The sequence below is a fragment of the Rhodanobacter sp. FW106-HT46G03 genome, from assembly GCF_058789895.1.
The window spans coordinates 1,670,812-1,694,166 of sequence record NZ_JBYTCC010000001.1 but is presented as its reverse complement, the minus strand read 5'-3'; the positions used below and the strand labels follow the sequence as shown (position 1 = coordinate 1,694,166).

Below are 23,355 nucleotides of genomic sequence, written 5' to 3'. Positions count from 1 at the left end.
GAACAGTCCGGCATCCCGCCGAATCCCGTATCCCCAATCCCCAATCCCGCCCCACGCGAAAGGGTGACGAAACCGCTTGCTGCGAGGCTTGCCGCAGTGGCCGGTACGCCGGCAGCAATGGTCTTGCAGCAAATCTCGTGATCCAGCCAACCGAGTTCTTCTTTGAAGGCGGCGCCAGCGGCGTGCTGCTGATCCACGGTCTGACCGGCACGCCGATGGAAATGAAATTGCTCGGCAAGGGTTTGAACCATGCCGGGTTCACCGTGCACGGCATGCAGCTTGCCGGCCATTGCGGCAACGTCGACGACCTGCTCGCCACCGGCTGGCACGACTGGTACGCCAGCGTGGAAAAGGCCGCCGAAACCCTGCGCGGCAAGGTGGATCACCTGTTTGTCGGTGGTTTGTCGATGGGTGCGCTGCTGGCACTCAAGCTGGCCGCCGACCATCCGCAGTACGTGGCCGGCGTGGGCGTCTACGGCGCCACCTTCCGCTATGACGGCTGGAGCATCCCGCGGCTTGCGCGCTTGTCGTTCATGCTGCCGCTGCTCAAGGCGATCGGTATCGGCCGGCATCGCAGTTTCATGGAGCAGCCGCCCTACGGCATCCGCGACGAGCGCCTGCGCGCGCAGGTCAGCAGCGCCATGCTGGGCGGCGACAGCGCGGCCGCCGGCCTGCCCGGCAACCCGTGGTATTCGCTGGCGGAGCTGTATTCGCTCGCCGCCACCGTGCGGCGGCAACTGCCGCAGGTCACCTCACCGTGCCTGGTCGCGCACGCCAGCGAGGACGACGTCGCCAGCCTGCACAACGCCGAGCTGGTGATGCGCGAAGTCAGCGCGCCGGCCGAGCTGCTGCTGCTCGACCGCAGCTACCACATGATCACCATCGACCAGGATCGGCGCACGCTGATCGAGCGCTCGGCCGCCTTCTTCGACCGCGTGGCGGCCGCCGACACCACCCGCCAGCGCGTGGCGGCCTGACATGCCCACCGGTGGCATCTCCCCGCTCGTCATCCTGCTGTGGGTACTGAACGTCATGTTCGACACCACCGGCCAGCTCGCCTTCAAGGCGGCGGCCGGCGATGACCGCGCCGGCGACGGCGTCGCCCGCTGGAAATACATGGCCAGCCGCCCGTGGTTGTGGCTGGGCATCGGCTGTTACATCTTCGAGTTTCTGGTGTGGATCGCGTTCCTGTCGCTGATCCCGCTGTCCGAAGGTGTGCTGCTGGGTTCGATCAACATCGTCGCCATCATGATTGCCGGGCGGTTCCTGTTTGCGGAGAAACTCACCCGTCTGCGCGTCATCGGCATCGCGCTGGTCACGCTCGGCGTCGCCGTCGTGGGGTTTGCCGAATGAAACACGGCTGGTTCTACCTCATCGGGTTTGCGCTGCTGATGAGCTTCGACACGCTCGCGCAGATCAGCTTCAAGTACGCCGGCGACCATGCGCTGCCGGTCAGCGCGGACATTGCCTGGCTGCTGCGCGTGTTTGGCGCACCGTGGATCTACGGCGCCATCATCGGCTACATCGGCTCGTTCTTCACCTGGATGAGCCTGCTGAAATACGCGCCGATCGGCCCGGCATTTGCTGCCAGCCACCTTGAAGTGGTGTCGGTGATGCTGCTCAGCGTGTGGCTGTTCAACGAACACCTGACGCCGGTGCGGCTGATCGGCGCCGCGCTCATCATTGCCGGCATCGTCTGCCTCGGCTTTGCCGAAAGCCGCGAAGCGCCGGCCGAACCTGCAGCCGACGCCGACCCGGCCTGAGGCGCATCGCACATGCTGCCGCGTCGCCGCCACGAGTTGCCGCCCACCGCCGGCCTGCCGGCGCACTGGCGCGACCTGTTGCCCGGTCGCACCACGCTGGCGCCAGCCATCGCCGATCAGCTCGATGTGCCGCTGCCCGTGGTCACTTGTTCCGGCAGCGCCGCGCTGATGATTGCGCTGGCCACGCTGCACCAGCGCCAGCCGCTGCGCCGCCGCGTGGTGATCCCCGCCTACACCTGCCCGCTGGTACCGCTGGCCATCCATCAGGCCGGACTGGAACCGGTGCCCTGCGACGTGCGCCGCGGCCATTTCGATCTGGACCCGCACGCGCTGCGCGCCGCGTGCGACGAACGCACGCTGGCGATCGTGCCCACCCACCTCGGCGGCCGCATCGCCGACGTCGACGACGCGCTGGCCGCCGCCAACAACGTCGGTGCCGTCGTGATCGAGGACGCAGCGCAAGCGCTCGGCGCCCGTCGCCGCGGCGAAAGCGTCGGCTGCGCCGGCGATCTGGGCTTCTTCAGCCTCGCCGTGGGCAAAGGCCTCACCACCTACGAAGGCGGCCTGCTCGTCACCCGCAGCGAAGATCTGCGCCAACGCCTGGCGCGGACCGCCGCGCAGCTGGCGCCGTTCAACGCCGGCTGGGAGCTGCGCCGCGGCCTGGAACTCGTCGGCTACACCGCGCTGTACCGCCCGCACGGTCTGCGCCTCGCCTACGGCAACCCCCTGCGCCGCGCCCTGCGCGCCGGCGATCCGGTGCGCGCCGTGGGCGACGATTTCGCCCTGCCGCTGCCGCTGCACACGCTCGGCCACTGGCGCCAATCCGTCGGCGGCCATGCAGCCTCGCGCTTGCCCGCCTTCCTCACCGATTGCACCGCACGCGCCCACCGTTACCTGCCGCTGCTGCGTGCCATCCCCGGCGTCAGCGTGCTCGAAGACGCCGAGGGCGACACCGGCACTTGGCCGTTCTTCACTCTGCTGCTGCCCGGCCCGCAAGCCCGTAACCGCGCGCTCGACGAGCTATGGACGGCCGGCCTCGGCGTCAGTCGCCTGTTCATCCACGCCCTGCCCGACTACCCCTACCTCGCCGGTATCGTGCCGCAAGCCGACACCCCCAATGCCCGCGATTTCGCCGCCCGCAGCCTCACCATCGGCAACAGCCCGTGGCTCGCCGACGCCGACATGAAAGCCATCATGCAGGTGCTCGAAAAAGCTGGCGTTTGAACGGGGTCGGGTCCACTTCTTCGATCGCTGCCCGCGAACGCGGGCATGGTCGGAAAGTGAACCCGGTTCCATTCCAACCGGTCAACGTGGCCACCGCCGGTGGCGTGCTCGGTTCGTGAGTGGCCTGCGCTTCGACCAGCACTGGAACACCCTCAGCACCTACTACCGGAGCCGCGCGCTCATCAGCCGCCAGACGGCTGGCCGGTGAACACCGCCAACTGGGCGGCAAAGGCGCGCCGCCAGGCCGGCCGCGCTTCCCCACGGCCGACATAGGCGGCAAGGTTCGGGTACTCGTCCAGCAGACCCGAGGGTCTCAGCCGCTGCAGCGTGTGCACCATCATGAGGTCGCCCGCGCTGAACGCGCCATCGAGCCAGTCGGCATCGCCAAGGCGGACGGCAAGCTCGTCCAGCCGGTGGCGGATGCGTTCCTTGATGAGCGGCAGGCGCTCCGAGGTCCAGGGCTTGTCGCCTTCTGCGAACTTGGCGGTCTGCAGTTCGAGGATGGGCGGCTCCACCGTGTTGAGTGCGGCGAACATCCAGGCGATCGCGCGTGCCCGGGCGCTCGCCTCGACCGGTAGCAGGCCCGCATGCCGCTGCGCGATGTGCAACACGATGGCGCCCGACTCGAACAGGACGAGGCCGCCCTCCTCGTAAGTGGGGATCTGACCGAACGGATGTAGCGCCCGGTGCGCGGGCTCCTTCATCGCCTTGAACGAAACCAGGCGGACGTCATAGGGCTGGCCCGCCTCCTCGAGCGCCCAGCGCACGCGCATGTCGCGTGCGAGCCCCTGGCCGTGATCGGGCGAGCTTGCAAAGGCGGTGATGACGGGTGGCATCGGAAGACTCCGGATGGTGGTGCGGTATCGACACCGCGGAGGGTGCGCGCGGTACGGGGCTCCGTTCACTCCGAGCGCAGGCCGAAGGATGTGTTGGCGAGGCCACCCATGCATGACGATGCTTCGACTGCACCCGCTGCATGAGCACGGCCCGGCGCGGACGGACGGGAATCGTCACCCCCGCCGTGCCGCCTCGATCGCCGCGATGTCGATCTTGGTCATCGTCATCATGGCCTCGAACGCACGCTTGGCCGCGGCCGGATCGGGATCGCCGATGGCCTCGACCAGGACGCGCGGGGTGATCTGCCACGACAGGCCCCACTGGTCCTTGCACCAGCCGCAGGCGCTGGCCTGGCCGCCATGGTCGATGATCGCGTTCCACAGGCGATCGGTTTCGGCCTGGTCGTCGGTGGCCACCTGGAACGAGAACGCGTCGGTGTGCGGCACGCCGGGGCCACCGTTCAGGCCCAGGCACGGAATGCCCATGACCGTGAACTCCACCGTCAGCACGTCACCCTGCTTGCCGGCCGGGTAATCGCCTGGTGCGCGATACACCTTGCCCACGGCGCTGTCCGAAAAGGTGCTGGCGTAGAAAGTCGCGGCGTCGAGGGCGGTGCCGTCGTACCAGAGGCAGATCGTGTTCTTGCTCAGCATCAGGATTCTCCTGGTGTGGGGCAGCGGCTCAGCCCGGAATCGTCGGTTCCACCAGCCGTTCCAACAGGGTCAGCGATTCCTGCCAGCCGAGGTAACACTGCTCGGTGGGGATCGGGTCGGGGATGCCGGCCTGCTCGATCTGCACCTCGGTACCGCAGCTCACCTCGCGCAGGGCGATGGTGGTGACCATGGTGCCAGGCAGGTTGGGGTCGTCGAAGCGGTCGTCGTGGACGATGCGCTGGTTCGGCACCAGCTCCAGGTAGGTGCCGCCGAAGCTGTGGCCGTTGCCGCTGCCGAAGTGGGCAAAGCTCATGCGGTAGCGGCCGCCGACGCGTGCGTCCAGTTCGTGCACGGTGCAGGTGAAGCCATCCGGCGGCAGCCATTTGGCCAGCGCGGCGGGATCGAGGAAGGCGCTATAGACGCGCTCGGGCGGAGCGGTGAACACACGCAACAAGCGAATGGTGCCGGACATGGTGGATCTCCAGGTGATTGACGAGGGGGCCACGATGGCGACGGACGGACGAGCCGCACATCGAAACGCATGGTGCGCCGATTTTCCCGATCGTGCGCGAGGCGCTCAACGTGCTGTCGCAGCCGCACCGTCAATACCTGGAACCGGGCGGCCCGGGCTTTGTGCGGGGCGATGGCGCACTGGGTTGTGCGCACGAGGAAATCGTGTACTACAGCCAGGCGCCACCTCACGCTGAGCCCCGACCTGCAGTGGATTCGCCACCCCGGCTACGACCGGGCGCGCGGACCGGCAGCGTTTGCAGGATTGCGCACGCACGTGAAGTTCTGAAACGGGGCCAGGTTCACTTCTACGCCTGCCCGCAACGCCTTGCCGGACGGAAACCGTCGTGGGTGTCGCAGGACCAGCTCCTCACCTGCGGGTCGCACCGACAATCACGTGACCCGAATCGCGCCAGCCCTCGAACCCGCCAGCGAGCGGGCGCACGCGATGAAACCCGTGCTTGCGCAGATCCGCGGCCAACGCCGCGGCGGAAGCCTCATTCGGGCAATCGCAATACACCACCACCTCGCCGCTGGCGCGGCTGGCGGCCTCTTCCATGGTGTTGACGTGGATGGAACCGGGAATCCAGCCGGTTTCGGCGCGTCGCGCGAGCAGCCGCACGTCCAGCACGACCGGCGGCGCATCGGAGTCGATCAACGCCTGCAGGTCCTGCGGAGAAATGCGCGCAAGGCGCAGCTCGCGCAGGAAAAGGTGGCGCTTCAACCATTTCCAGCCGACGAACACCGCCGCGGCCAGCACGATGACCGCCACGCCATAGCGGCCAAGCGCTGCCAGCGTGTCGAGCGCCTCACGCACGGCGCTGTGGAACAGCGCACCAATCAGCACCCCGACGCCAGACCACAACAGCGCCCCGATACCGTCGAACAGCAAAAACGTGCGCCACCGGATGCGCGCCTCGCCGGCGAGAAGGGTCGCCACGGCCGCAAAGCCGGGCACGAACTTGGCAACCATCAGCGATGGGGCACCCCAGCGGGTGAAGATGCCGCGCGTCATCAGCACGCACGAATCCGGCGACAGCGACACCTTGCACATCAGCCGCAGCAGCCGCACACCCCAGCGCTTTCCGCCCACAAACCAGCTTACGTCGGCGATCAACGCCGCCAGCGTGGCCACCACGACAATCGGCCACAACGGCCCGCCCCCGGCTTGCGCGAACGCCGCCGTGGCCACGATCACCGGATACGCCGGCAACGGCAATCCGCCCTGGTCGACCAAGGTCGTCGCAAAGACAAGCAGCAGGCCGTACACGGCGACAAGGTGCAGCAGGAAATCCATGCAATACCTCTGGGGCAGTCGGCGATCACCGATGCCGAGAATGCCACTGGCATCCGCGCCAGACCAACGTGCGCCGAACATATCGCCGCTGCCTTGCCGCGTGGTCGGTGCGGCGCTGCGTTCGGGACAAAGGGGGACAGCGGCAATTGGGCCACCATCGAGGCCGCCGCGATGCCGGTGCGATAATGGCGGGCATTTCATCGGGAACAGTGCCGTGCTGGGACAACTCATGGAGGCGATCGCGGGCTTCGTGATCGCCGTGATCTCGCACCTGCACTACTGGGGCGTGATCCTGATGATGGCGATCGAAAGCGCCTGCATCCCGCTGCCGTCCGAAGTGATCATGCCGTTTGCCGGCTTCCTCGCGTTCAAGGGCGAGCTGAGCCTGTGGTGGGTCAGCGTGGCCGGCGCCTTCGGCTGCGTGCTCGGCTCATGGATGGCCTACGCGGTGGGTGCGTGGGGCGGTCGGCCGCTGGTGGAACGCTACGGCAAGTACCTGCTGCTCTCCAAACACGATCTGGATCTTGCCGACCGCTGGTTTGCCCAGCACGGCGAGCTCACCATCTTCATTGGCCGCCTGCTGCCGGTGGTGCGCACGTTCATCGCCTTCCCCGCCGGCGTGTCGCGCATGCCGCTGTGGCGCTTCACGCTCTACACCTTCCTCGGTTCGCTGCCGTACTGCTGGTTGCTCGCCTGGATCGGCGCCCGCCTCGGCCAGCACTGGGACACCCTCGGCACCTGGTTCCACCGCTTCGACACCGCCATCGGCATCGCCATCCTGCTGCTGGCCGGCACCTACGTGTGGCGGCACGTGCGCAACCTGCGGGGCTGAAGGGCACTCAGCGCCCGGCCGGTGGCTGGTCGGTGTACACCGCCAACTGGGCGGCAAAGGCGCGTCGATGGGCCGGTCGTGCTTCGCTGTGGCCGACGCAGGCGGTAAGGTTCGGGTACTCGTCCAGCAGACCCCTCGGCCTTGATGTAAACAACGGCGCCCGCCGAAAATCAGGATCAAGGCGGGCCAGGGCCGTTTCTGGCGGCAAACAAGAGGTTCCGACGCCTCTACGGGCCGCATCCGCGCCGGATGCCACAACAACGCGCCCCCGCTGCGGGGCGCATCAGGGGGAATCATGAAGACTCGTCGCGAATTCCTCACCCAGGTGCCGCTGGGCCTGCTGGGTGCCGTGGTGGCTGGCAGCACGCTGGCGCAGACCGGGCAGAATCCCGCACCCGGCACGCCGCCGCCCGGTTCGCCGGGGGCGTTCAACACCGCGCCGCCGGTGGGGCCGAAGCTCAGCACGGCCACTTTCGTCGAGGCGGAGAAGCTGGCGCAGGTGAGCATGAGCGAGGCGCAGCGCGACATGGCGGTGGCCAACTGGCCCACCTCCATGGCTGCGCTGCTGGAGCGCCGCACCGGCCCGCGCAAGGTGACGCTGGAAGAAGGGCTGGCCCCGGCCACCACCTGGTCCCCGGCGATGGGCCGCGCGCATCTCGGTCCCGCGCAGGATCGCTTCGTGCCATCCAAGGTGGCGGCCGCGCCGCTGCCGGCGAAGGACGAGGACATCGCCTTCGCCTCCGTCGCGCAGCTAGGTGCGTGGATCCGCGCGCGCAAGCTCACTTCTACCCGCCTGACCAGGATCTACCTCGAGCGCCTGAAGCGCTTCGACCCGCAACTGCGCTGCGTCATCACCCTGTGCGAAGAGCACGCGCTGGCGCAGGCCGCGCAGGCCGACAAGGAGATCGCCGCCGGCCACTATCGCGGCCCGTTGCACGGCATCCCATGGGGCGCGAAGGACCTGCTCGACACCGCCGGCATCGCCACCACCTGGGGCGCCGAGCCGTTCCGCCACCGCGTACCGAAGGACGACGCCGCGGTCACCCGCCAGCTCAACGCGGCCGGCGCGGTGCTGGTGGCCAAGCTCAGCCTGGGCGCGCTGGCGCTCAACGACGTCTGGTTCGGCGGCCAGACCATGAACCCGTGGCTGCTCAAGGAAGGCGCCTCCGGCTCCAGCGCCGGCCCGGCCGCGGCCACGGCAGCCGGCCTGGTGGCGTTCGCCATCGGCAGCGAAACTCAGGGCAGCATCATCAGCCCGTGCATGCGCTGCGGCACCACCGGCCTGCGCCCCACCTACGGCCGCGTACCGCGCACCGGCGCCATGACCCTGTGCTGGACCATGGACAAGCTCGGCCCGATCGCCCGCTCGGTGGAGGACACCCTGCTGGTGCTCGACGCCATTCGCGGCACCGACCCCGGCGACAGCGCCAGCGTGGCCACGCACCTGGACTACGACGCGGCCGAGTCCATCGAGGGCCTCAAGGTCGGCTACTTCCCCGGCTGGATGCAGGAAGCGCCGGCCACCGACCTGGACCGCGCCGCGCTAACCCAGCTGCGCGCGCTCGGCCTGGTGCCGACCGCAATGTCCCTGCCCGACTGGCCGTACGACGACCTCAACCTGCTGCTGTTCGCCGAGGCCGCGGCGGCCTTCGAGGAGCTCACGCTCTCCGGCGCCGCCGACCAGATGCGCATGCAGACCCCGGATGCCTGGCCCAACCTGTTCCGCGAAGCGCGCTTCCTCTCCGCCGTGGACTTCGTGCAGGCCGACCGCCTGCGCCGCAAGGTGGCAATGGAGATGGAACGCGTGATGGGCGAAGTGGACCTGCTGCTGGTGCCCTCGCTGCGCGACGAGATGATGGTGATCTCCAACATGACCGGCCAGCCCTCGCTCACCCTGCGCACCGGCTTCGTGGAAGTGAGTCAGGTGCGCAGCGACTGGGCGCCCGACCCGAAACACCCGCTGCCAAAGCTGAGCAAGCCGCACCGCGTGCCCTATGGCGTCACCCTGATCGGCCGGCTGTTTGCGGAAGGCACGTTGGGTCGCGTCGGGCGGGCGCTGGAGGCAAGGGTAGCCGTGGCTGGGGAGCGACCGACGGGGTTCTGATTCGCGCGACTGACAGAGGGATCCGGAGGGTAGCCCTGGACGCTTCCATATGATCGGCCCCGCAGCGCTCCACAGCGTCGCCGACCTTGTGCGTCCTGTGTGGATCAGGAAACGAACCCGACCCTGCCTCCTGTCACGGGGCATGCCACCCCACAGAAAGTGCGCCCCGGAGAAGGTCGCATCACGGGCCACGCCAAGACATCAGGCCCGAAGCGGAAGGGAATCACGTGGAACCCGACACTTGCACGACCGTCAGGCAGCAACCCCGCCACCGTACCCGGCAGCAGGCAAGTCCACCGGCACCAGCACCGCGCGATTGCCTCCCTGCGCCTTGGCCGCATACAGCGCGCCGTCAACCCGCCGCAGCGCGCTATCGAAGTCGTCCGCACCGGCGATCATCGTGGCGCCGAACGAGGCCGTGACCTGGGGCACCGGCGCCACCGGTAGCCGCGCGACCGCCATCTGCAGGCGCTCCGCCACCAGGTGCAAACCGTCCGCATCGATATCCGGCACGATCACCATGAACTCCTCGCCGCCCCAGCGCGAAATGCATTCGTCCGCGCGCAGCAGCGCCTTGCAGCGCGCGGCGACCGCCTGCAGTACCCGGTCGCCGACCGGGTGGCCGTAGGTATCGTTGATCGCCTTGAAATGATCCATGTCCAGCATGATCAAGCCTGCAGGGCGGGCATCACCAAGTGCCGCCCTGAGCACGCGCTCGCCCAGGCGGCGGTTATGGATACCGGTGACCGGGTCGCGATGCAGCATGACTTCCATCCGCGCACGCTCGGAGGTCATCCGCCTGATGGTGCCGACCAGCCCGCGCTGCACCGGCATCAGCACCACCACCATGATGCTGACCGGCCCGTACGCCATCAGCAGGTCCATCCCGCGCGGCGCCCACATCTCGAGCGGATGAAGTACCAGGTAGACCAGCACCGGCAGTGCGACCAGCAGCCAGCAAAGCAGCGCCAGCACAAAGGCTCGGCGGCCGGGGATGAAGATCATCACCATCACCAGCAGTATCACGAACAGCGACGGCACCGGCGGCAGCACGTCGATCAGCCGTACGCCGGGCGTCGACACCGCGTGCAGGGTGTAGAACCACGCCGGTGCGATCAACATCAATGCCGCAATGGCGAGCGCCACCTGCACGATGGCCTGCAGCCACCATGGGAGCCGGATCAGGGCGATGATCAAACCGCCATATACGACGCCCCCGACGGGCGGCACGATCAGGTCCATCATCTGATGGACCGGGCTGAGCCGGTGGATCAGCGTGGCGTAGATGCACGCGAACAGCGTCAACCACAACATGACCAAGACGGCGATGCGGACATAGCTGTCGTCGGGCTTTTGCATGGGTATCGCCGGGCGCTCACAAGGCTGGGCGGCCAGTGTAGCGCCGTACCCGACAGCGCCCGGCAACCCCCACAGGCTGCCCGGTCGCGCGTTCGCATGCATCCCGGGCCACCCGCGATTCGATCGCTCCGCCCGAAGCGAGCGGGCGTGTCCCCTGCATGGCCGCCACCGGCGGCCCGACGATTCAAGCGCCTGCGTAGCAATCCTTGATGGTCGTCATGGTCCGACGCCGCCGGGGCCCGGTATCGGCTCGCCCTTGCTGTCCGCCATGAGGTTGCACATCCTTGGATGGATGACGTGCGTGTCCGGCGGGGGCATCGAGCACGTCACGTACCACCCTGGAAACGCCGGCACGGACTCGGCGAGGGCGCGCGTTCCCCGTCCTGCAACACGGTCAGTCGCCCAGCCGCTTGGCCGGTGCACGTTGAAGCTCCCGGCGAAGCCGACCTGCCGGCGACCACCAGCGCCCTAGGCGCAGACCGCCAATGCCCCGGCGCCGCCGATGTCGAACGTGTTACTGAATACCAGCGCCGGCAGCGGCTGGCTGAACAGATAGCCTTGCCCTTCCTGGCACCCCATCCCGCAGAGGCGATCGCGTTGCCGGTTGCTTTCGACCCCCTCGGCGATGACCTCCAGCTCGAAGCTGCGCGCCATGTCCACGATGGCCCGGACCACCGATGCATCCCGGTTCGAGTCGTGCACGTGCTTGACGAACGAGCGGTCGATCTTCAGCCGGGTCAGCGGGTATTTCCTCAACAGGCTGAGCGAGGCGTAGCCCGTGCCGAAGTCGTCGAAGGCGATGCCGATGCCGGCCTCCCGCAGCCCCGCCAGCGTATCGAGGATCAGGTCGTCGTCGTCCAGCACGATGTTTTCCGTCACCTCCAGTTCGAGCGCCGAGGGCGGCAGGCTGTGGCGTTGCAGCACGGCCTGGACGTCGGCGACCAGATCGTTGAGGCGCAGTTGCGCCGCGAACAGGTTCACCCCCATGCGGAAGTCCGGGGCGCCATGCGCACGCCAGTAGGCCGCCTGCGCGCAGGCCTCGTCCAGCACCCAGGCGCCGACCGCGGCCGCCAGCGACCCGGTTTCCAGCGCCGGCAGGAAGGCAGCCGGCGACAACAGGCCCCGCTGCGGATGGAGCCAGCGGATCAAGGCTTCGGCTCCCATCAATGCACCATCGCCCAGCCGGATCTGCGGCTGGTAGAACAGCACGAATTCGCCTGCCCCCACGGCACGGCACAATTCGGTGCCCAGCAGGCGCCGCGCATTGGCTTCCGCGCGCAAGGCGGGCACGAACATGCAGGCCTGCCCTCGCCGCTCCTTCTTCGCCTCGTACAGCGCCAGGTCGGCGTCACCCACCAGCTCCAGCGCCTCCAACCCGTTCTCCGCGGTGATCGCGATGCCGCAACTCGCCGACACCCGCACCTCGTTTCCATCCACGACGATGGGCTCTGCGATAGCGTCCACGAACCGCTGCGCCAGCTCCACCGCGCGCTGCTCGCCGGCAACGCCGACCAGCAGGATCGCAAACTCGTCGCCCCCCATTCTCGCCACCAGGTCTCCCGCACCGATGCACAGCTTCAACCGGCGCGCGACTTCGCACAGCAGGCCATCGCCGGCGCCATGCCCCAAGGTGTCGTTCACGTCCTTGAAGCCGTTCAGATCCAGCATCACCACAGCCAATGCGCGTGGCTCCAGCAAGGCCGACTCCATGCGTCGGTAGAGGCCCATGCGGTTGGGCAAGCCGGTAAGCACGTCGGTGCTGGCCAGGCGGTGCAATTCCTCCTGCTTGAGCAGGCGCGCCGTACGGTCCTGCAAGTGCGCGTTGAACATCATCCGCCCGTCTTCGTTCCAGCAGAACAGCACGATGCCCAGCAAGAACTCGCTGCCGTCCTTGCGCAGGCCATGGATGCGCTCGGGTATCGACATGCCATCCACCGAACCGGCACGCACGGCGCGTGCGATCAACGCCTTGATCTCCGCCCGATCCGGCTCCGACAGCAGCGCATCGACCTGGAGTCCGGCGCCCTCCGACGGGTCGTAGCCGAACAGCACGGCCGCGGAATCGTTCCACGCGACGATTCCGCCGCTCCCGTCGAACCACGCCACCGCGGTCGGTGAATTGCGGGCGAACGTGTCGAACGGCCGCATGGTGTTGGCCGACAGTTCGATACGGCGCAGTTCCAGACGATCCGACGCGATCTTCGCCAACTCACGCAGGTACTGGCAGTCGGCGGCGGAGAAATCATGGTGCGGCCGCTGATCGAGCACGCACAGCGCGCCCAGCGGATACCCCTGCGGTGACAACAACGGTATCCCCGCGTAGAAGCGCAGCCCCGTCGGCCCCGTCACCAGCGGGTTGTCGTGGAAGCGTTCGTCGAGAGTGGCGTCGGGTACCACCATCACCCCGTCCTGGGTGATGGTATGTGCGCAGAACGACACACTCCGCCCCATATCCACGCCTTCGCCGCCGGGCTCGATGCCGGAGCTGGCGGCGAAGAACACATGATCGCTGCCGATCATGTTGACCGCCGCCATCGGCATCCCCAACGAACGCACGGCAAGCTGGACCACGGGATCCAGGCTGGGCAGCGGACGATCCTCACCCAATCCGTAATCGGACAGGGCCTTCAGCCGATCGACTTCTCCGGGCAATGCAGACGGGCATTTCACGACCGTATCTCCGGTATTCAACCGGCCGCCAGCAACCTGCGCCATGCTTTTTTCTTCGCCCCAACGACTGCGGCCACACCCCGCCGAACGCGAACGCAACACATGGCGCAAAAGATAAGGTAGAAGGTATCAGAAACCCTTGCAGTCGTGGGAAACGACGACCGGTCAATCGGCAGGGCAGAGGGAATTAGCACGAACGAGACGTAGGGAATTATCTGAATTTAATTTCCTCCATCCCCGCTTCGGAGCGTTGCCGGACAAGGTGACTATCGAGTGGGTCACGATGGACATGTACCACGTCTACCGGCAAGTCGCTCGCGAAACCCTGCCGCAAGCTCGTATCGTGGTTGATCGGTTCCACATCCAGCGTATGGCGAACGAGATGCTGGAAAAGATGCGCAAGCGGTTTCGCAAGACCTTGCCGGATCGGCGACGGCTCAAGTTGAAGGGCGAGCGCCATCTTTTGCTCAAGCGCCAGCACGAGCTGACGACGGAAGGCTTTGATCGGATGACGGCGTGGCTCGCGCTTTTTCCCCAGCCAGGTGAGGCCCATGCGTTGAAGGAGGGGCTCATGGCGATCTGGGACAGTCGGGATCGCGCGGCAGCCGAGCAGGCGTAGCAGCGCTGGCAGGGCAACCTGCCTTTGGAACTTAACGACAGCCGTGACGAACTGGCACGACGAGATCTTCAACTACTTCGAGAATCCCATGACCAACGCCTACACCGAATCAGCCAACAGCCTGACCCGAGTCATGAATCGCATGGGTCGCGGCTACACCTTCGACGTGATCCGTGCCCGCATGTTGTACGACCCTGCGGCGCGCAAGAAAGGTGCCGTTGTGCAGCAGAAATCGGTTCCCGTGGAAGAGGTGCCGGCGATGCAGAAGACAACGACACGGTATATGACGGTCGACTCTGTCAGGACGTCTCGTGTGCGTTATACCCATGAGGTCATCGAATACGGTGCCCTCATCCCTACCTTGGAACGGCTGGCGGACGAAGGGCATTTTGATTGATGCGTAGCCACCGTCGATCTTGATCTTGAGGGCGCCGGCGTCACGTTGCGCCAGTAGCTTGGAGGAGTATCCTCACCCGGAAGGGGATGAGGAGGCAGGGGATGATGAAGGGATCGTTGACCGGCCTGGTGCTGGCCGTTGCCGTCGTGTGTTGTCCGATCGCGCAAGCACGTTTCTTGACACCGGATCCCGTGCCACCCAAGGCTGGTGATCTCTTCTCATTCAACCGCTACGCCTACGCGCGCAACAACCCGATTATCAACATTGATCCGAGGGGCATGTATGCGTGCGGCAGCAAGGACAAGGCAACCTGCACGAGGATCAACGGCTTTGTGAACACGCTTCATTCCGCCATGAGTCACCTCAATCCGCACTCGGCGGCCTATACCCACCTGGACGCCGTGTCGAAGCACATTGGCACCCTTGGCGACGGCAATGGCGTGACGCTCGCCGCCGGCAGCCTGGCCAAGGACACGGTTGCCCAAGCGAACAGCTCGACGCTCATGACCGTAGACGTTAAGCAAGCCGCGGCGATTTCATCGGTGTTCCAGAAGTTCAACCCGACGATGAGCCCGCAGCAGCTGGCCAATGCCTTCGGCGCCGAAGCCCTAGCCCACGAAGGCCAACACCAGCTGGATTACATGAACCCCAAGATCCGTTATCCAACCGACCGGGCAAGCGAGCACACCACCGAAATGAATGCCTATCGCACCGAGATTGGCGTGGCGCGCGGGCTGGGGGTGTCCAACGACCTCTATGCGCCTCGAGCGACGGCGGCGGACATCAACGCGCGCATCGACCAGGCGGCGAACACCTCCACCGATGCCTTCTGCCAGTCGAACGGATGCTGATGCGCAGACTCGCCTGTTTGGTGTTGCTCCTGGCGGCCGGCTGCGGCGTTCGCGCCACCGAATTGCGCACCGTGACCGTCTGCCAGCTCTACGATCAACGGCAGTCCCCACCCGCCGGTGAGGTTCGATTCCAGGCTCGCGCCTTGATGGGGCCTCGGCACGGGGCAATCTTCATGGATCCACATTGTCCGCCGGGCACGGCCATTCCCTTTCGTTTCGCAGATCACCTGCCGCCGGGCTCGCAGGCCATGAAGTTTGACCACGCGCTGACGGGCGACGTCATGGATCTCTCGCTGCGCAGCTTCGACGCCGAAGTTGCCGGCACCTACGCTGCTGCCTCGGCGATCAACCCGCGTGGGTTGTTCACCGTCGTCCGCGTGGCGTGGTTCCACAAGTCGCCACCGAAATCCCCATGAGGTCCACCACGGGCAGCAGGGCGCATCGGGGGATGCGCTGGCTGGGTACCCTGGTGTGTCTGGCGATCAGCCCGTGGGCCCACGCCCATCTGCCTGGCAGCATCGCCGTCCACGATGATCCGAATCTCCACATCATCGAGCAACTGGCGAGCTCACCGGATGGCCGCATCGACTATGCGCAGGTTCAAACGGCCATCGAGCGCGCCGCCAATCCCAGGTTCGACGCCAAGGCCTTCAACGCCACGCTGAACCACTGGGCCGCCGTGGTGCGCGCGCGGGTGCCGAAGGACGCGCCACCCACGGCCGTGATGACGGCACTGGGCGAAGTGATCTACGAGTCCGGCCCGTGGAACGATCACCACCCGTTCTCGTATGACCTGGACGACCCGTTCGGGAAGGTCTACGAGAACAAACTCGTCTCCACTTACCTCCGCACACGCAAGGGCAACTGCGTGTCGATGCCCACACTGTTGATGATCTTGGGTCAGAAGCTCGGGCTCACCATGACGCTGAGTCAGGCCCCGGAGCACGAATTTGCACGGCTCCAGGACGTCAATGGACGTTGGTTCAACATCGAGGGCACCAGCCCGGCCTCGTGGCCCGATTCCAAATACATCAATGAAATGCAGATCACGCCACAGCAGATCGCGAGCGGGATTTACATGCGCACCACGACGCCGCACGAGACTGTGGCGGGCATGCTGGAACCCCTGGAGGCGGTCTACGCCCACCAGCGTACGCCGGGCGACCTGCTCGGCTTGGCCATGCTGGTCGTAAAGCTGGATCCGAAGAACGCGGGCGGCTACGTCAACGAGGCCAATGCGTTCTTCTTGGAACTCCAACACCGCTACCTCGACCGACACTTGACCCCTGACAGGTTGCCGCCGGACGAGCGTGCCGACTTCCAAGCACTCTACGATTCCAACACACGAATCCTGAAACGCGTGGAAGCGATGGGCTGGGCACCTCCGACGAAAGCGGGCGACAAGGCGTATCTGGAGCGCGTCGACAAATACAAAGCAGCTCACGGCGGTTGATCGTTAGGATTGATCTATCAGTCAAGCTATTTCGCTTCGGATGATCAATCGAATCAATGCGTACGCATCAGATATCCCACGTTCGCCACTGCTGTCTGGCAGTGATTGGCTGCGTGCTTACTGCCTGCTCCACATGACCGGAGCAACAAGGCGGATCAAACGGGACTTCGTCCCCGTTTCCGGGTCGAAAGCATGCCGGAGCGATCCGGCGCGCCCTTCATGGAACCTGCCGATTACGCCAACGCGGTCGCCCCCAAACCCCCTGAACTTCCTGCACTGCCTCAAGTCGATGAAAGAGCTTGCCCGGCGCTCCTGTCCGGGCCATCGACGGGAGACACGCCTTGAACAAGACGCACCTGAAAGCGGGTGGCGCCCTTTTGCTGGTCATGATGTTCGGCCAGGCCCGGGCCACCGAAGCCGGTCACGCCCCCGCGTTGCAGCGCATGCCGGACAGCTATGCGCAGGCGGCACAGCTGATCGACCTCGGCCATGGCCGCCATCTCAACCTGCGCTGTTCCGGCAGCGGAATACCGACCGTCCTGCTGGAGTCCGGCGCGGTCACCGATTCCCCCGCCTGGTTCAAGGTGCAGCCACTCTTGGCCGCCCACGTGCGCGTCTGCGCATACGACCGGGCCGGCTTCGGCTTCAGCAGCGAGGGGCCGTTGCCGCGTGACCTCGACGCCGACGTGTCGGACCTGCACGCGCTGATCCAGCATGCCGGCCTCGCGACCCCGCTGGTGATGGTGGGGCATTCGCTGGGCAGCAACATCGTTCGGCAGTACGCGAACCGCTATCCGGCGGACGTGGGCGCAATGGTCCTGCTCGATCCACCCGCGCAGGACATCGGCCGGTTTGCCCCCGGCTGACGGAAGGACGAGGACGCCCTCTCGGTGCAGCGCTTCGCGTTCATCCACCGGTGCGTGGCGGCTGCCGAAAAGCACGAACTGCCGTCCACCGATCCGGAACTGAGCCACTGCCTCGGCGGAGCCGATCCACGCGCCAGCGCCAGGCTCAACGCGGTGAACCTGGCCCTGAAGTCGAAGCCGGCGTACTGGCACACCGTGCTGTCGGTACTCCAGACCAATGTCGAGGCGTTCAAGCAGCCCGTGTCAAAGCAGAAGACGCACGGCTCGACACCCCTGATCGTGCTGTTCGCGGCCAATACCTATGCCGATGCGCTGCCGCGTGACCGCAAGGGACTGGAAGCAGCACGAGCCCACACGCAGGCGCAGATCGTCGCCACTTCCTCCCGCGGCACGCTGGTACATGTTGCGGATAGCTCGCACGACATCGAGATCGATCAGCCGGGCGCGGTGGTCAAGGCGGTCGGGCAAGCGCTGAAGATGATGCAGGACGCAGCGAAGTGAGGCGCCCACCCGACGGCACCCAAGGCCGCTGCAAGGCCCGTCCGGTCGACGGCGAAAGCCACGTGGTGCCATGCCTGCGCTAACCCGGTCCGCGCCCACATGAACGACGCCCCTTTCGCCCACACGTGGCCAGGCCGTGCCATCCACTGCGGCCAACGGGAAGACGCGCTGCTCACGCCCACCCGGCATGCACCGCACTTGCCGCCACGACACCGGATCACACCAAGGCCTGTCATCGCCTCGCGCATGAGGTCTTGGCCGACGATGACCCCACCATCATCCGCGCCTGCCTCCAGCAACGGCGCACCTCAGGTCACGACGATTTCCGCGCCGCGGTCGAGGCCAAAACGCAACGCTTTGCCGGTGCGCGGGCGGCGCAACGGCCAGCACACAGCACCGCCGACAGCAGGAAGTGAACCTGTCCCCGTTCAGGGCGTGCAAGCATGAATCGCCACTGAGCCGCATCGCCCGCATTCACCCGTCATTGAAAGACCGCCATCCAAGCTGGCCCCGGCTTTGTCAGACGGAGGTATCCGGCATGCGAAACCACGTATTGCCTGCGGCCCTTGCGGCCATCCTGCTGGGTGCAGGCGGCGCCGCCATGGCGCAGGCCGCACCCGCGCAAACGACCACGCGCACCACGACCACGACCACGACGACCAGCGTCAGCACGTCGGTGGACGCGCTGGATGAAACCGCCATCAGAAGCGACATCACCGGCGCCGGATACCGCGAGGTGAAGGGTCTCACCTTCAAGGACGGCGTATGGCAGGCCAAGGCACGTGGCGGCAACGACAAGTGGTCCCACATCAAGATCGGTCCGACCACCGGCAAGGTCTATGAAGCCAACGCGCCGTCCCGGCTCAACGAGAACGAGATCAAGGCCAAGCTGACGGCGCAGGGTTACCGGAACATCGACGGCGTCAAGTTCGACCGGGGCCTGTGGAAAGCGGGCGCCCGGAATCCGGACGGCAAGAAGGTGGATCTGCTGGCCGACCCCAACGACGGCAGCGTGGTTGCCGTCAACCAGGGCTGACCATCGGGTCGTGGCGGCGCCCAGGTACGGGGTGCCGCCACGCCATCATCGCCTAAAAACTGCCCCTGGCACCGATTCCCCCGCGACGCGCCCCCGGCCGACACCGGAGCCGCGGAGGCGAGTGCGACCTCAGCGGCGCGAGGCGAACCGGAGCCAGGCCCTGCCCGCCGATTCCCTCAACTGTCTTCCGCTGAAAACACGCACACACCCAACGACCTGCTCTTGGCCCGGTACATGGCGGCGTCCGCGGCGCGCAGGTAGTCATCGGTGGTCGCCAGGCCGGACTCGCTGCTCACCAACCCGATGCTCGCGCCGCTGGTCACGGTGTGCCCACCAATCTCGTAGGGCACCTCGAGAGCGGCAGCGATCTGCCTGGCGCGGTCGACTGCTTCAGCGGGGTCGATGGACTCGAGCAGCACGTTGAACTCATCGCCGCTCATGCGCGCGACAAGGTCGGCCGGCCGCACGCAGGATTCGAGCCGGCGCGCCACTTGCTGCAACAACTGGTCGCCAACGTGGTGCCCGAGAGTGTCGTTGACGGCCTTGAACCGGTTGAGGTCCAGCAGCAGCACGGCGAACATCGTGGTCGCACCGCGTGCCGGCTCGTCATCGCCTTTCGCGGCCTCGTTCCGGTGCAGCGCGATGGCGTGCGCCAGGCGATCGCGGAACAATGGCCGGCCAGGCAGGTTGGTCAGGGCGTCGTAGTAACTGCCGCGTTCGGCCAGGTCGCTCAACGAGCCCGCCATGCGCACGGCAACGCCATCCTCGAACTGGGCGACCCCGCGCCAGTTGACCCACACCAGCCGCCCGGCCCCGTGGAACGCGCGGAAATCCACCGAAAAGTTCGGGCTGTTCCCCGCCAGGTGCCGGCGATAGGCCGCCTGCACGCGCCCGTGGTCATCGGGGTCAATCAGCTTTTGGAAAAAGCGCCAGCCGCCGTCATGCACGCGCGGGATGTCGCCCAGCCCGACGATCTCGTGGAAGCGCTCGGACACATGCAGGACATCCGTCCGCAGGTCCCAGTACCAGATGCCGTCGTTGGATCCGCGGGTGGCGAGCGCATAGCGGTTGTCGGATCGCAGCAGCTCGAGTTCCGTCTTCTTCTGGCGCGTCACGTCGATCATCAGGCCAATCATGCGGTTCGGCCGCCCCGGCTCGACCACCGCGCGGCACAGGTCGCGCACCCACACGACCCTGCCGGACTTGGTGATCAACCGGTAACTCATCTCGTATGCATGGCTGTGCGTCGCGTTGTATGCGGCATCGTCGACGGCCAAGGCCTCCACCAGGTCGTCAGGGTGCACATGTGCCCGCCAGAAGCTTGGATCGGCCCGCCACTCTTCAACGCTGTAGCCGAAAAGCCGCTCGACCTGGGGACTCAGGAAAGTATTGCCCACGCCAAGCTCGGCCTCCCAGACGACACCATCGATGGTTTCCAGCAGGCGCAGAAAGCGCTGGCGGACCTCCACCAGCACCTGCTCGGTCACCTCGGTGATCTCGATCAGCACGCCCTGGCGGCTGATTACCCGATCTGCCGCGTCCGTCTCCGGGTGGAGCTGCAGACGCACCCACCGATAGCTCGCATCGGCAAACCGCAGCCGGAACACCGGCATACCCGAGCGCAAGGTGCCGGTGTCGTCGGGATGCACGAACTCAAGCAGGGGCCGGCCGAGCGCCGTCTCCACCGGATGGCCGGTGAGCGTATGCCAGGCCGGATTCAGATAAGTGACCTTCCACTGCGCATCCGTCTGCACCACCGCCTCAGGCAGCAGTTGCAGCAGACGTACGGACGGCATGGAAGCGGCGGACATACGGGGCTATGGTCACCGAAGCCCAATCGCCTAGTCCAGCGCGCCCTTGGCGGCGAGGCGTACAGCTCGATAAGCGCGAGTGAGAGTGAGGAGTGAACCTGGCCTCAGCCCCACCCGCACACCGCGGCTTTTCTCCCTCTCCCCGCCGGGGAGAGGGCCGGGGTGAGGGGCCGGGCTAGCCGTAGGCTGGAGACAAGAAGGCTTCAATCAACACCGCACAAGCCCCGGCACCTTCGCCGGAAGAAAAAAGGCAGCCCGAGCATCTACCGACCACAGTTCGGCGACAACCTCACATCCCACCGCCCCGCCACGCGCTCCAACCACGCAACGCTAGTTTCGAGCGAACCCCAGACCGGCAGGGGCGCGTCATCGCAGGCAGCTTCAGGATTAAATGAACCTGATCCCTTTTGTTCGAAAACTGGTTAAGAAATCACGCCTAAGCTGGCTTCCTGTTGGGCAACCGCTCGACGGCGAGCGCCGCCTGGCCCGCGCTCGCATGTCACGCCAACGTGTGTACTGCGTCTCCTTCGTTGGCGATGGGTCCTCGTAACCCTGCAGCCAGAACCGAAACCAATCAAGGTTCCTTTCGTACACTGCCAACTTATGCCGCGGCTGAAACTTCTGGTGAGGCTCGTTCGGGAACACGTAGAGGTCAGCCCGATGTTCGCGAATCAGCGGTATCTCGTAGTCCAACGCATACATGTATTCCTGTTCGGAATGCTGAAAAAGGATTGGCACGTGGATACTGTCCAACTGAAAGGTCGGTGAGATCGCCTTCCAGCGCTTCGGTGTCTCAGCTAACGATCCCAGCCCCCAGTTCTTTCGCAAGCCCGCAAGGAAGGCTTCGCCCTTCATGCTTCCGATCAAGTCGTAGAGAGGCGACACCACCGGGTTGGCGACCGATGCCGCCGCCAGCAAGTCCGATTTCATGACCACCCACATTGTCACTTCCCCACCGAAACTCAGTCCCCCCATCCCCACGCGTTTGCGATCGATCGCCCCCTTCCTGGACAGCAGGTCGACCACACTCGCTACCGCTGACATCCCATCTCCATAGCGTGCCACTGCGTCTCTCGTGTAACCCGGACGCCGGTTGATACACAACGCCGAAATACCGTCCTGTGCCATCGAGGCAAGTGGCCACTCGTCCCCTACCCCACCTCGGATGAAGCCAGGGCAGCTGTAGTAGGTGACGAATAACGGCGCTGGTCGGCCATCCTCGCGCCGTGCCGGATAGAACTGCCCCGTGTACCACCGTCCTTGTTCGTCCTTCCACCGTAGAAGACGCACAGAGACCTTGGTCATGTCGCTGGCGAGCGCCGCATTGGGGTCGAACAGGACATGGCGCCGCCCACTTCCCAGATCGATCCTTTCCAGTCGAGGTGGGCGGTTGGCCTCTGCCGTCACGCACGCCAAAAACTTGGCCGAGACACCACAGCTTGAAGCCACACGGCGTCCGCCGTTGGCCAATCCCCCGGTTGCTACGACGACATCGACCTCACCAGTATCGACATTCCATCGAAGGATCGACTGCCCCAGGCCTTGGCGTGGATCAGTGATGGTAAACAGCACTTCGTCGCGACCAGGGCGCCACTGAATCTCAGTGATAGCTTTGCCTACGCACAATTCCGACTCGCATTTGACGGCCCTCCTGGCGTGTCCGCCCGGGAGTGCCGACAGCTGCACACCAGGGCGGTATTCCTGCCCTTTTCCATTACCAACACGCGTCAGCCAAGCCACTCCGCCGCTTTGGGGGTCGCGCGCGGATTTCCAAGGATCGCCCTCGACACCGGCCTTGGCTGGATCCGATGGTGGTACGGAAGGCACATCCGAACGCTCAAGCGCCCGCTTTGTCCCCGTGGTGAGATCGACCTCCATCCAACGATCTGGCACATCGGCCAGCAACGGCCCCCGATCGAACCAGTCCCCGCTGAAACGCTGCGTTGCCATGCGCCCCCCGACAAAGCCGGAGCGGAACAATCCTTGGCCAACCGGTACGGAAGCATCGATATGAACGCCTTGGTCGTATTCGGCCTGCTCCGCCGACCGGACCTCCGCGCGGGTCGCACCGACGCTATACCTGAGGACACGCCCGCCCTGCTCTAGGGCAAAATCGCGCACATCTGCCGCATCATGCGTCAAGGGTTCCGCGCCCGAGCCATCCACCGCCGCACGCCACACGTCAATCCTTCCGTCGACCAGAGCGCGGAAGTAGATCCAACGATCATCGGGGGACCACACCATCTTCGGAGGCAGCGACTCGCCTGCCGAATCGCGCAGCGGAACGCCGCCATCGGCGACACGCCTGGGCCAGGGATCATCGAGACCCTGCACATACCAGGCAGTGTCGTAGGTATTGCGCGCCACCGACGCCCGCTCAACCCGGAACGCCACGCTGCGCCCATCCGGCGACATCGTCGGACCCGCGATATCGACTACCTCCAGAAGCTGGCGCGGCGAAACAGCAGACGCATGGCAACCAGGCGCACAGGCCGCCAGCAGGGCACCCGCAACGAAAAAACGCTGCATGCCGCGCTTCAACACGAACATGGTTTCCATCCCCCGATCTCGG

General features: G+C 66.0%; 22 protein-coding genes and 1 pseudogene. 15 read left to right on the top strand and 8 right to left on the bottom strand.

Annotated features, from left to right (window positions below; genetic code table 11):
- Positions 1–137 precede the first annotated feature (137 nt).
- The 4 genes from AC3WP6_RS07150 to AC3WP6_RS07135 are packed head-to-tail and all read left to right on the top strand — an operon-like array spanning position 138 to position 2,987.
- Positions 138–977, top strand: a complete 840-nt coding sequence (locus tag AC3WP6_RS07150) for an alpha/beta hydrolase (RefSeq protein WP_492627089.1) — start codon at positions 138–140, stop codon at positions 975–977.
- Between the two features lies 1 nt (position 978).
- Positions 979–1,353, top strand: a complete 375-nt coding sequence (locus tag AC3WP6_RS07145; RefSeq protein WP_492627088.1) for a DMT family transporter — start codon at positions 979–981, stop codon at positions 1,351–1,353.
- Complete coding sequence (locus tag AC3WP6_RS07140) at positions 1,350–1,763, top strand: DMT family transporter (protein WP_492627087.1); 414 nt, start codon at positions 1,350–1,352, stop codon at positions 1,761–1,763. The genes AC3WP6_RS07145 and AC3WP6_RS07140 overlap by 4 nt, the downstream gene beginning before the upstream one ends.
- Before the next feature lie 12 nt (positions 1,764–1,775).
- Positions 1,776–2,987, top strand: a complete 1,212-nt coding sequence (locus AC3WP6_RS07135; RefSeq protein ID WP_492627086.1) for a DegT/DnrJ/EryC1/StrS family aminotransferase — start codon at positions 1,776–1,778, stop codon at positions 2,985–2,987.
- 182 nt (positions 2,988–3,169) lie between these two features.
- Here the strand turns inward: AC3WP6_RS07135 and AC3WP6_RS07130 are convergent, their stop codons facing one another.
- The 3 genes from AC3WP6_RS07130 to AC3WP6_RS07120 all read right to left on the bottom strand — a co-directional run bounded on the left by AC3WP6_RS07130 (position 3,170) and on the right by AC3WP6_RS07120 (position 4,949).
- Positions 3,170–3,823 carry a glutathione S-transferase family protein gene (locus AC3WP6_RS07130; RefSeq protein WP_492627085.1) on the bottom strand — a complete coding sequence of 218 codons (654 nt, stop codon included), beginning with the start codon at positions 3,821–3,823 and terminating at the stop codon, positions 3,170–3,172.
- Between the two features lie 174 nt (positions 3,824–3,997).
- The gene (locus AC3WP6_RS07125) at positions 3,998–4,477 is read right to left on the bottom strand and encodes a VOC family protein (protein WP_492627084.1); all 480 of its coding nucleotides are present in this window, start codon (positions 4,475–4,477) and stop codon (positions 3,998–4,000) included.
- A 28-nt stretch (positions 4,478–4,505) separates the two neighbouring features.
- Entirely contained in the window at positions 4,506–4,949 is a 444-nt protein-coding gene (locus AC3WP6_RS07120; RefSeq protein ID WP_492627083.1) for an SRPBCC family protein, read from the bottom strand.
- A gap of 69 nt (positions 4,950–5,018) precedes the next feature.
- On the opposite strand from AC3WP6_RS07120, the gene AC3WP6_RS07115 reads away from it, so the two are divergent.
- Positions 5,019–5,276, top strand: coding sequence for a carbohydrate porin (locus AC3WP6_RS07115; protein WP_492627082.1), 258 nt, complete (start codon positions 5,019–5,021; stop codon positions 5,274–5,276).
- An 81-nt stretch (positions 5,277–5,357) separates the two neighbouring features.
- On the opposite strand, the gene AC3WP6_RS07110 is transcribed toward AC3WP6_RS07115, so the two are convergent.
- The gene (locus AC3WP6_RS07110; protein WP_492627081.1) at positions 5,358–6,284 is read right to left on the bottom strand and encodes a rhodanese-like domain-containing protein; all 927 of its coding nucleotides are present in this window, start codon (positions 6,282–6,284) and stop codon (positions 5,358–5,360) included.
- Positions 6,285–6,498: 214 nt separating this feature from the next.
- Between AC3WP6_RS07110 and AC3WP6_RS07105 the strand changes: the two genes are divergently transcribed.
- Together AC3WP6_RS07105 and AC3WP6_RS07100 are read left to right on the top strand one after the other, a co-directional pair.
- Positions 6,499–7,116, top strand: coding sequence for a DedA family protein (locus AC3WP6_RS07105; protein ID WP_492627080.1), 618 nt, complete (start codon positions 6,499–6,501; stop codon positions 7,114–7,116).
- Positions 7,117–7,411: 295 nt separating this feature from the next.
- Entirely contained in the window at positions 7,412–9,220 is a 1,809-nt protein-coding gene (locus AC3WP6_RS07100) for an amidase (RefSeq protein ID WP_492627079.1), read from the top strand.
- 252 nt (positions 9,221–9,472) lie between these two features.
- Here the strand turns inward: AC3WP6_RS07100 and AC3WP6_RS07095 are convergent, their stop codons facing one another.
- Positions 9,473–10,579: a GGDEF domain-containing protein gene (locus tag AC3WP6_RS07095; RefSeq protein ID WP_492627078.1), complete on the bottom strand. Its 1,107-nt coding sequence runs from the start codon at positions 10,577–10,579 to the stop codon at positions 9,473–9,475.
- 468 nt (positions 10,580–11,047) lie between these two features.
- Positions 11,048–13,294 carry a putative bifunctional diguanylate cyclase/phosphodiesterase gene (locus tag AC3WP6_RS07090; RefSeq protein WP_492627077.1) on the bottom strand — a complete coding sequence of 749 codons (2,247 nt, stop codon included), beginning with the start codon at positions 13,292–13,294 and terminating at the stop codon, positions 11,048–11,050.
- 184 nt (positions 13,295–13,478) lie between these two features.
- Here AC3WP6_RS07090 and AC3WP6_RS07085 point away from each other — a divergent pair.
- From AC3WP6_RS07085 to AC3WP6_RS07050, 8 genes and pseudogenes are all read left to right on the top strand, one after another.
- Positions 13,479–14,265 (top strand): annotated as a pseudogene (locus AC3WP6_RS07085) (ISL3 family transposase); the annotation flags it as partial.
- Positions 14,266–14,366: 101 nt separating this feature from the next.
- Complete coding sequence (locus AC3WP6_RS07080) at positions 14,367–15,116, top strand: RHS repeat-associated core domain-containing protein (protein ID WP_492627076.1); 750 nt, start codon at positions 14,367–14,369, stop codon at positions 15,114–15,116.
- Positions 15,116–15,532, top strand: a complete 417-nt coding sequence (locus tag AC3WP6_RS07075; RefSeq protein WP_492627075.1) for a hypothetical protein — start codon at positions 15,116–15,118, stop codon at positions 15,530–15,532. Before AC3WP6_RS07080 ends, AC3WP6_RS07075 begins: the two co-directional genes overlap by 1 nt.
- A complete protein-coding gene (locus AC3WP6_RS07070) occupies positions 15,529–16,569 on the top strand; it encodes a transglutaminase family protein (RefSeq protein ID WP_492627074.1) in 1,041 nt (346 codons plus the stop codon). Before AC3WP6_RS07075 ends, AC3WP6_RS07070 begins: the two co-directional genes overlap by 4 nt.
- 341 nt (positions 16,570–16,910) lie before the next feature.
- The gene (locus AC3WP6_RS07065) at positions 16,911–17,435 is read left to right on the top strand and encodes an alpha/beta fold hydrolase (RefSeq protein ID WP_492627073.1); all 525 of its coding nucleotides are present in this window, start codon (positions 16,911–16,913) and stop codon (positions 17,433–17,435) included.
- 24 nt (positions 17,436–17,459) lie between these two features.
- Complete coding sequence (locus AC3WP6_RS07060) at positions 17,460–17,936, top strand: hypothetical protein (RefSeq protein WP_492627072.1); 477 nt, start codon at positions 17,460–17,462, stop codon at positions 17,934–17,936.
- A gap of 254 nt (positions 17,937–18,190) precedes the next feature.
- Positions 18,191–18,352: a hypothetical protein gene (locus tag AC3WP6_RS07055; protein ID WP_492627071.1), complete on the top strand. Its 162-nt coding sequence runs from the start codon at positions 18,191–18,193 to the stop codon at positions 18,350–18,352.
- Positions 18,353–18,474: 122 nt separating this feature from the next.
- Positions 18,475–18,972: a PepSY domain-containing protein gene (locus tag AC3WP6_RS07050; RefSeq protein ID WP_492627070.1), complete on the top strand. Its 498-nt coding sequence runs from the start codon at positions 18,475–18,477 to the stop codon at positions 18,970–18,972.
- Positions 18,973–19,148: 176 nt separating this feature from the next.
- Here AC3WP6_RS07050 and AC3WP6_RS07045 read toward each other — a convergent pair whose 3' ends face one another.
- Together AC3WP6_RS07045 and AC3WP6_RS07040 are read right to left on the bottom strand one after the other, a co-directional pair.
- A complete protein-coding gene (locus tag AC3WP6_RS07045) occupies positions 19,149–20,783 on the bottom strand; it encodes a diguanylate cyclase domain-containing protein (protein WP_492627069.1) in 1,635 nt (544 codons plus the stop codon).
- Positions 20,784–21,170: 387 nt separating this feature from the next.
- The gene (locus tag AC3WP6_RS07040; protein WP_492627068.1) at positions 21,171–23,333 is read right to left on the bottom strand and encodes an Atxe2 family lasso peptide isopeptidase; all 2,163 of its coding nucleotides are present in this window, start codon (positions 23,331–23,333) and stop codon (positions 21,171–21,173) included.
- Positions 23,334–23,355: the final 22 nt, after the last annotated feature.

Coding starts and splice junctions, on each gene's coding strand:
- AC3WP6_RS07145 (WP_492627088.1), top strand. CDS start 979: ATGCCCACCGGTGGCATCTCCCCGCTCGTCATCCTGCTGTGGGTACTG.
- AC3WP6_RS07140 (WP_492627087.1), top strand. CDS start 1,350: ATGAAACACGGCTGGTTCTACCTCATCGGGTTTGCGCTGCTGATGAGC.
- AC3WP6_RS07135 (WP_492627086.1), top strand. CDS start 1,776: ATGCTGCCGCGTCGCCGCCACGAGTTGCCGCCCACCGCCGGCCTGCCG.
- AC3WP6_RS07130 (WP_492627085.1), bottom strand. CDS start 3,823: ATGCCACCCGTCATCACCGCCTTTGCAAGCTCGCCCGATCACGGCCAG.
- AC3WP6_RS07125 (WP_492627084.1), bottom strand. CDS start 4,477: ATGCTGAGCAAGAACACGATCTGCCTCTGGTACGACGGCACCGCCCTC.
- AC3WP6_RS07120 (WP_492627083.1), bottom strand. CDS start 4,949: ATGTCCGGCACCATTCGCTTGTTGCGTGTGTTCACCGCTCCGCCCGAG.
- AC3WP6_RS07115 (WP_492627082.1), top strand. CDS start 5,019: ATGGTGCGCCGATTTTCCCGATCGTGCGCGAGGCGCTCAACGTGCTGT.
- AC3WP6_RS07110 (WP_492627081.1), bottom strand. CDS start 6,284: ATGGATTTCCTGCTGCACCTTGTCGCCGTGTACGGCCTGCTGCTTGTC.
- AC3WP6_RS07100 (WP_492627079.1), top strand. CDS start 7,412: ATGAAGACTCGTCGCGAATTCCTCACCCAGGTGCCGCTGGGCCTGCTG.
- AC3WP6_RS07095 (WP_492627078.1), bottom strand. CDS start 10,579: ATGCAAAAGCCCGACGACAGCTATGTCCGCATCGCCGTCTTGGTCATG.
- AC3WP6_RS07090 (WP_492627077.1), bottom strand. CDS start 13,294: ATGGCGCAGGTTGCTGGCGGCCGGTTGAATACCGGAGATACGGTCGTG.
- AC3WP6_RS07080 (WP_492627076.1), top strand. CDS start 14,367: ATGATGAAGGGATCGTTGACCGGCCTGGTGCTGGCCGTTGCCGTCGTG.
- AC3WP6_RS07075 (WP_492627075.1), top strand. CDS start 15,116: ATGCGCAGACTCGCCTGTTTGGTGTTGCTCCTGGCGGCCGGCTGCGGC.
- AC3WP6_RS07070 (WP_492627074.1), top strand. CDS start 15,529: ATGAGGTCCACCACGGGCAGCAGGGCGCATCGGGGGATGCGCTGGCTG.
- AC3WP6_RS07050 (WP_492627070.1), top strand. CDS start 18,475: ATGCGAAACCACGTATTGCCTGCGGCCCTTGCGGCCATCCTGCTGGGT.
- AC3WP6_RS07045 (WP_492627069.1), bottom strand. CDS start 20,783: ATGTCCGCCGCTTCCATGCCGTCCGTACGTCTGCTGCAACTGCTGCCT.
- AC3WP6_RS07040 (WP_492627068.1), bottom strand. CDS start 23,333: ATGTTCGTGTTGAAGCGCGGCATGCAGCGTTTTTTCGTTGCGGGTGCC.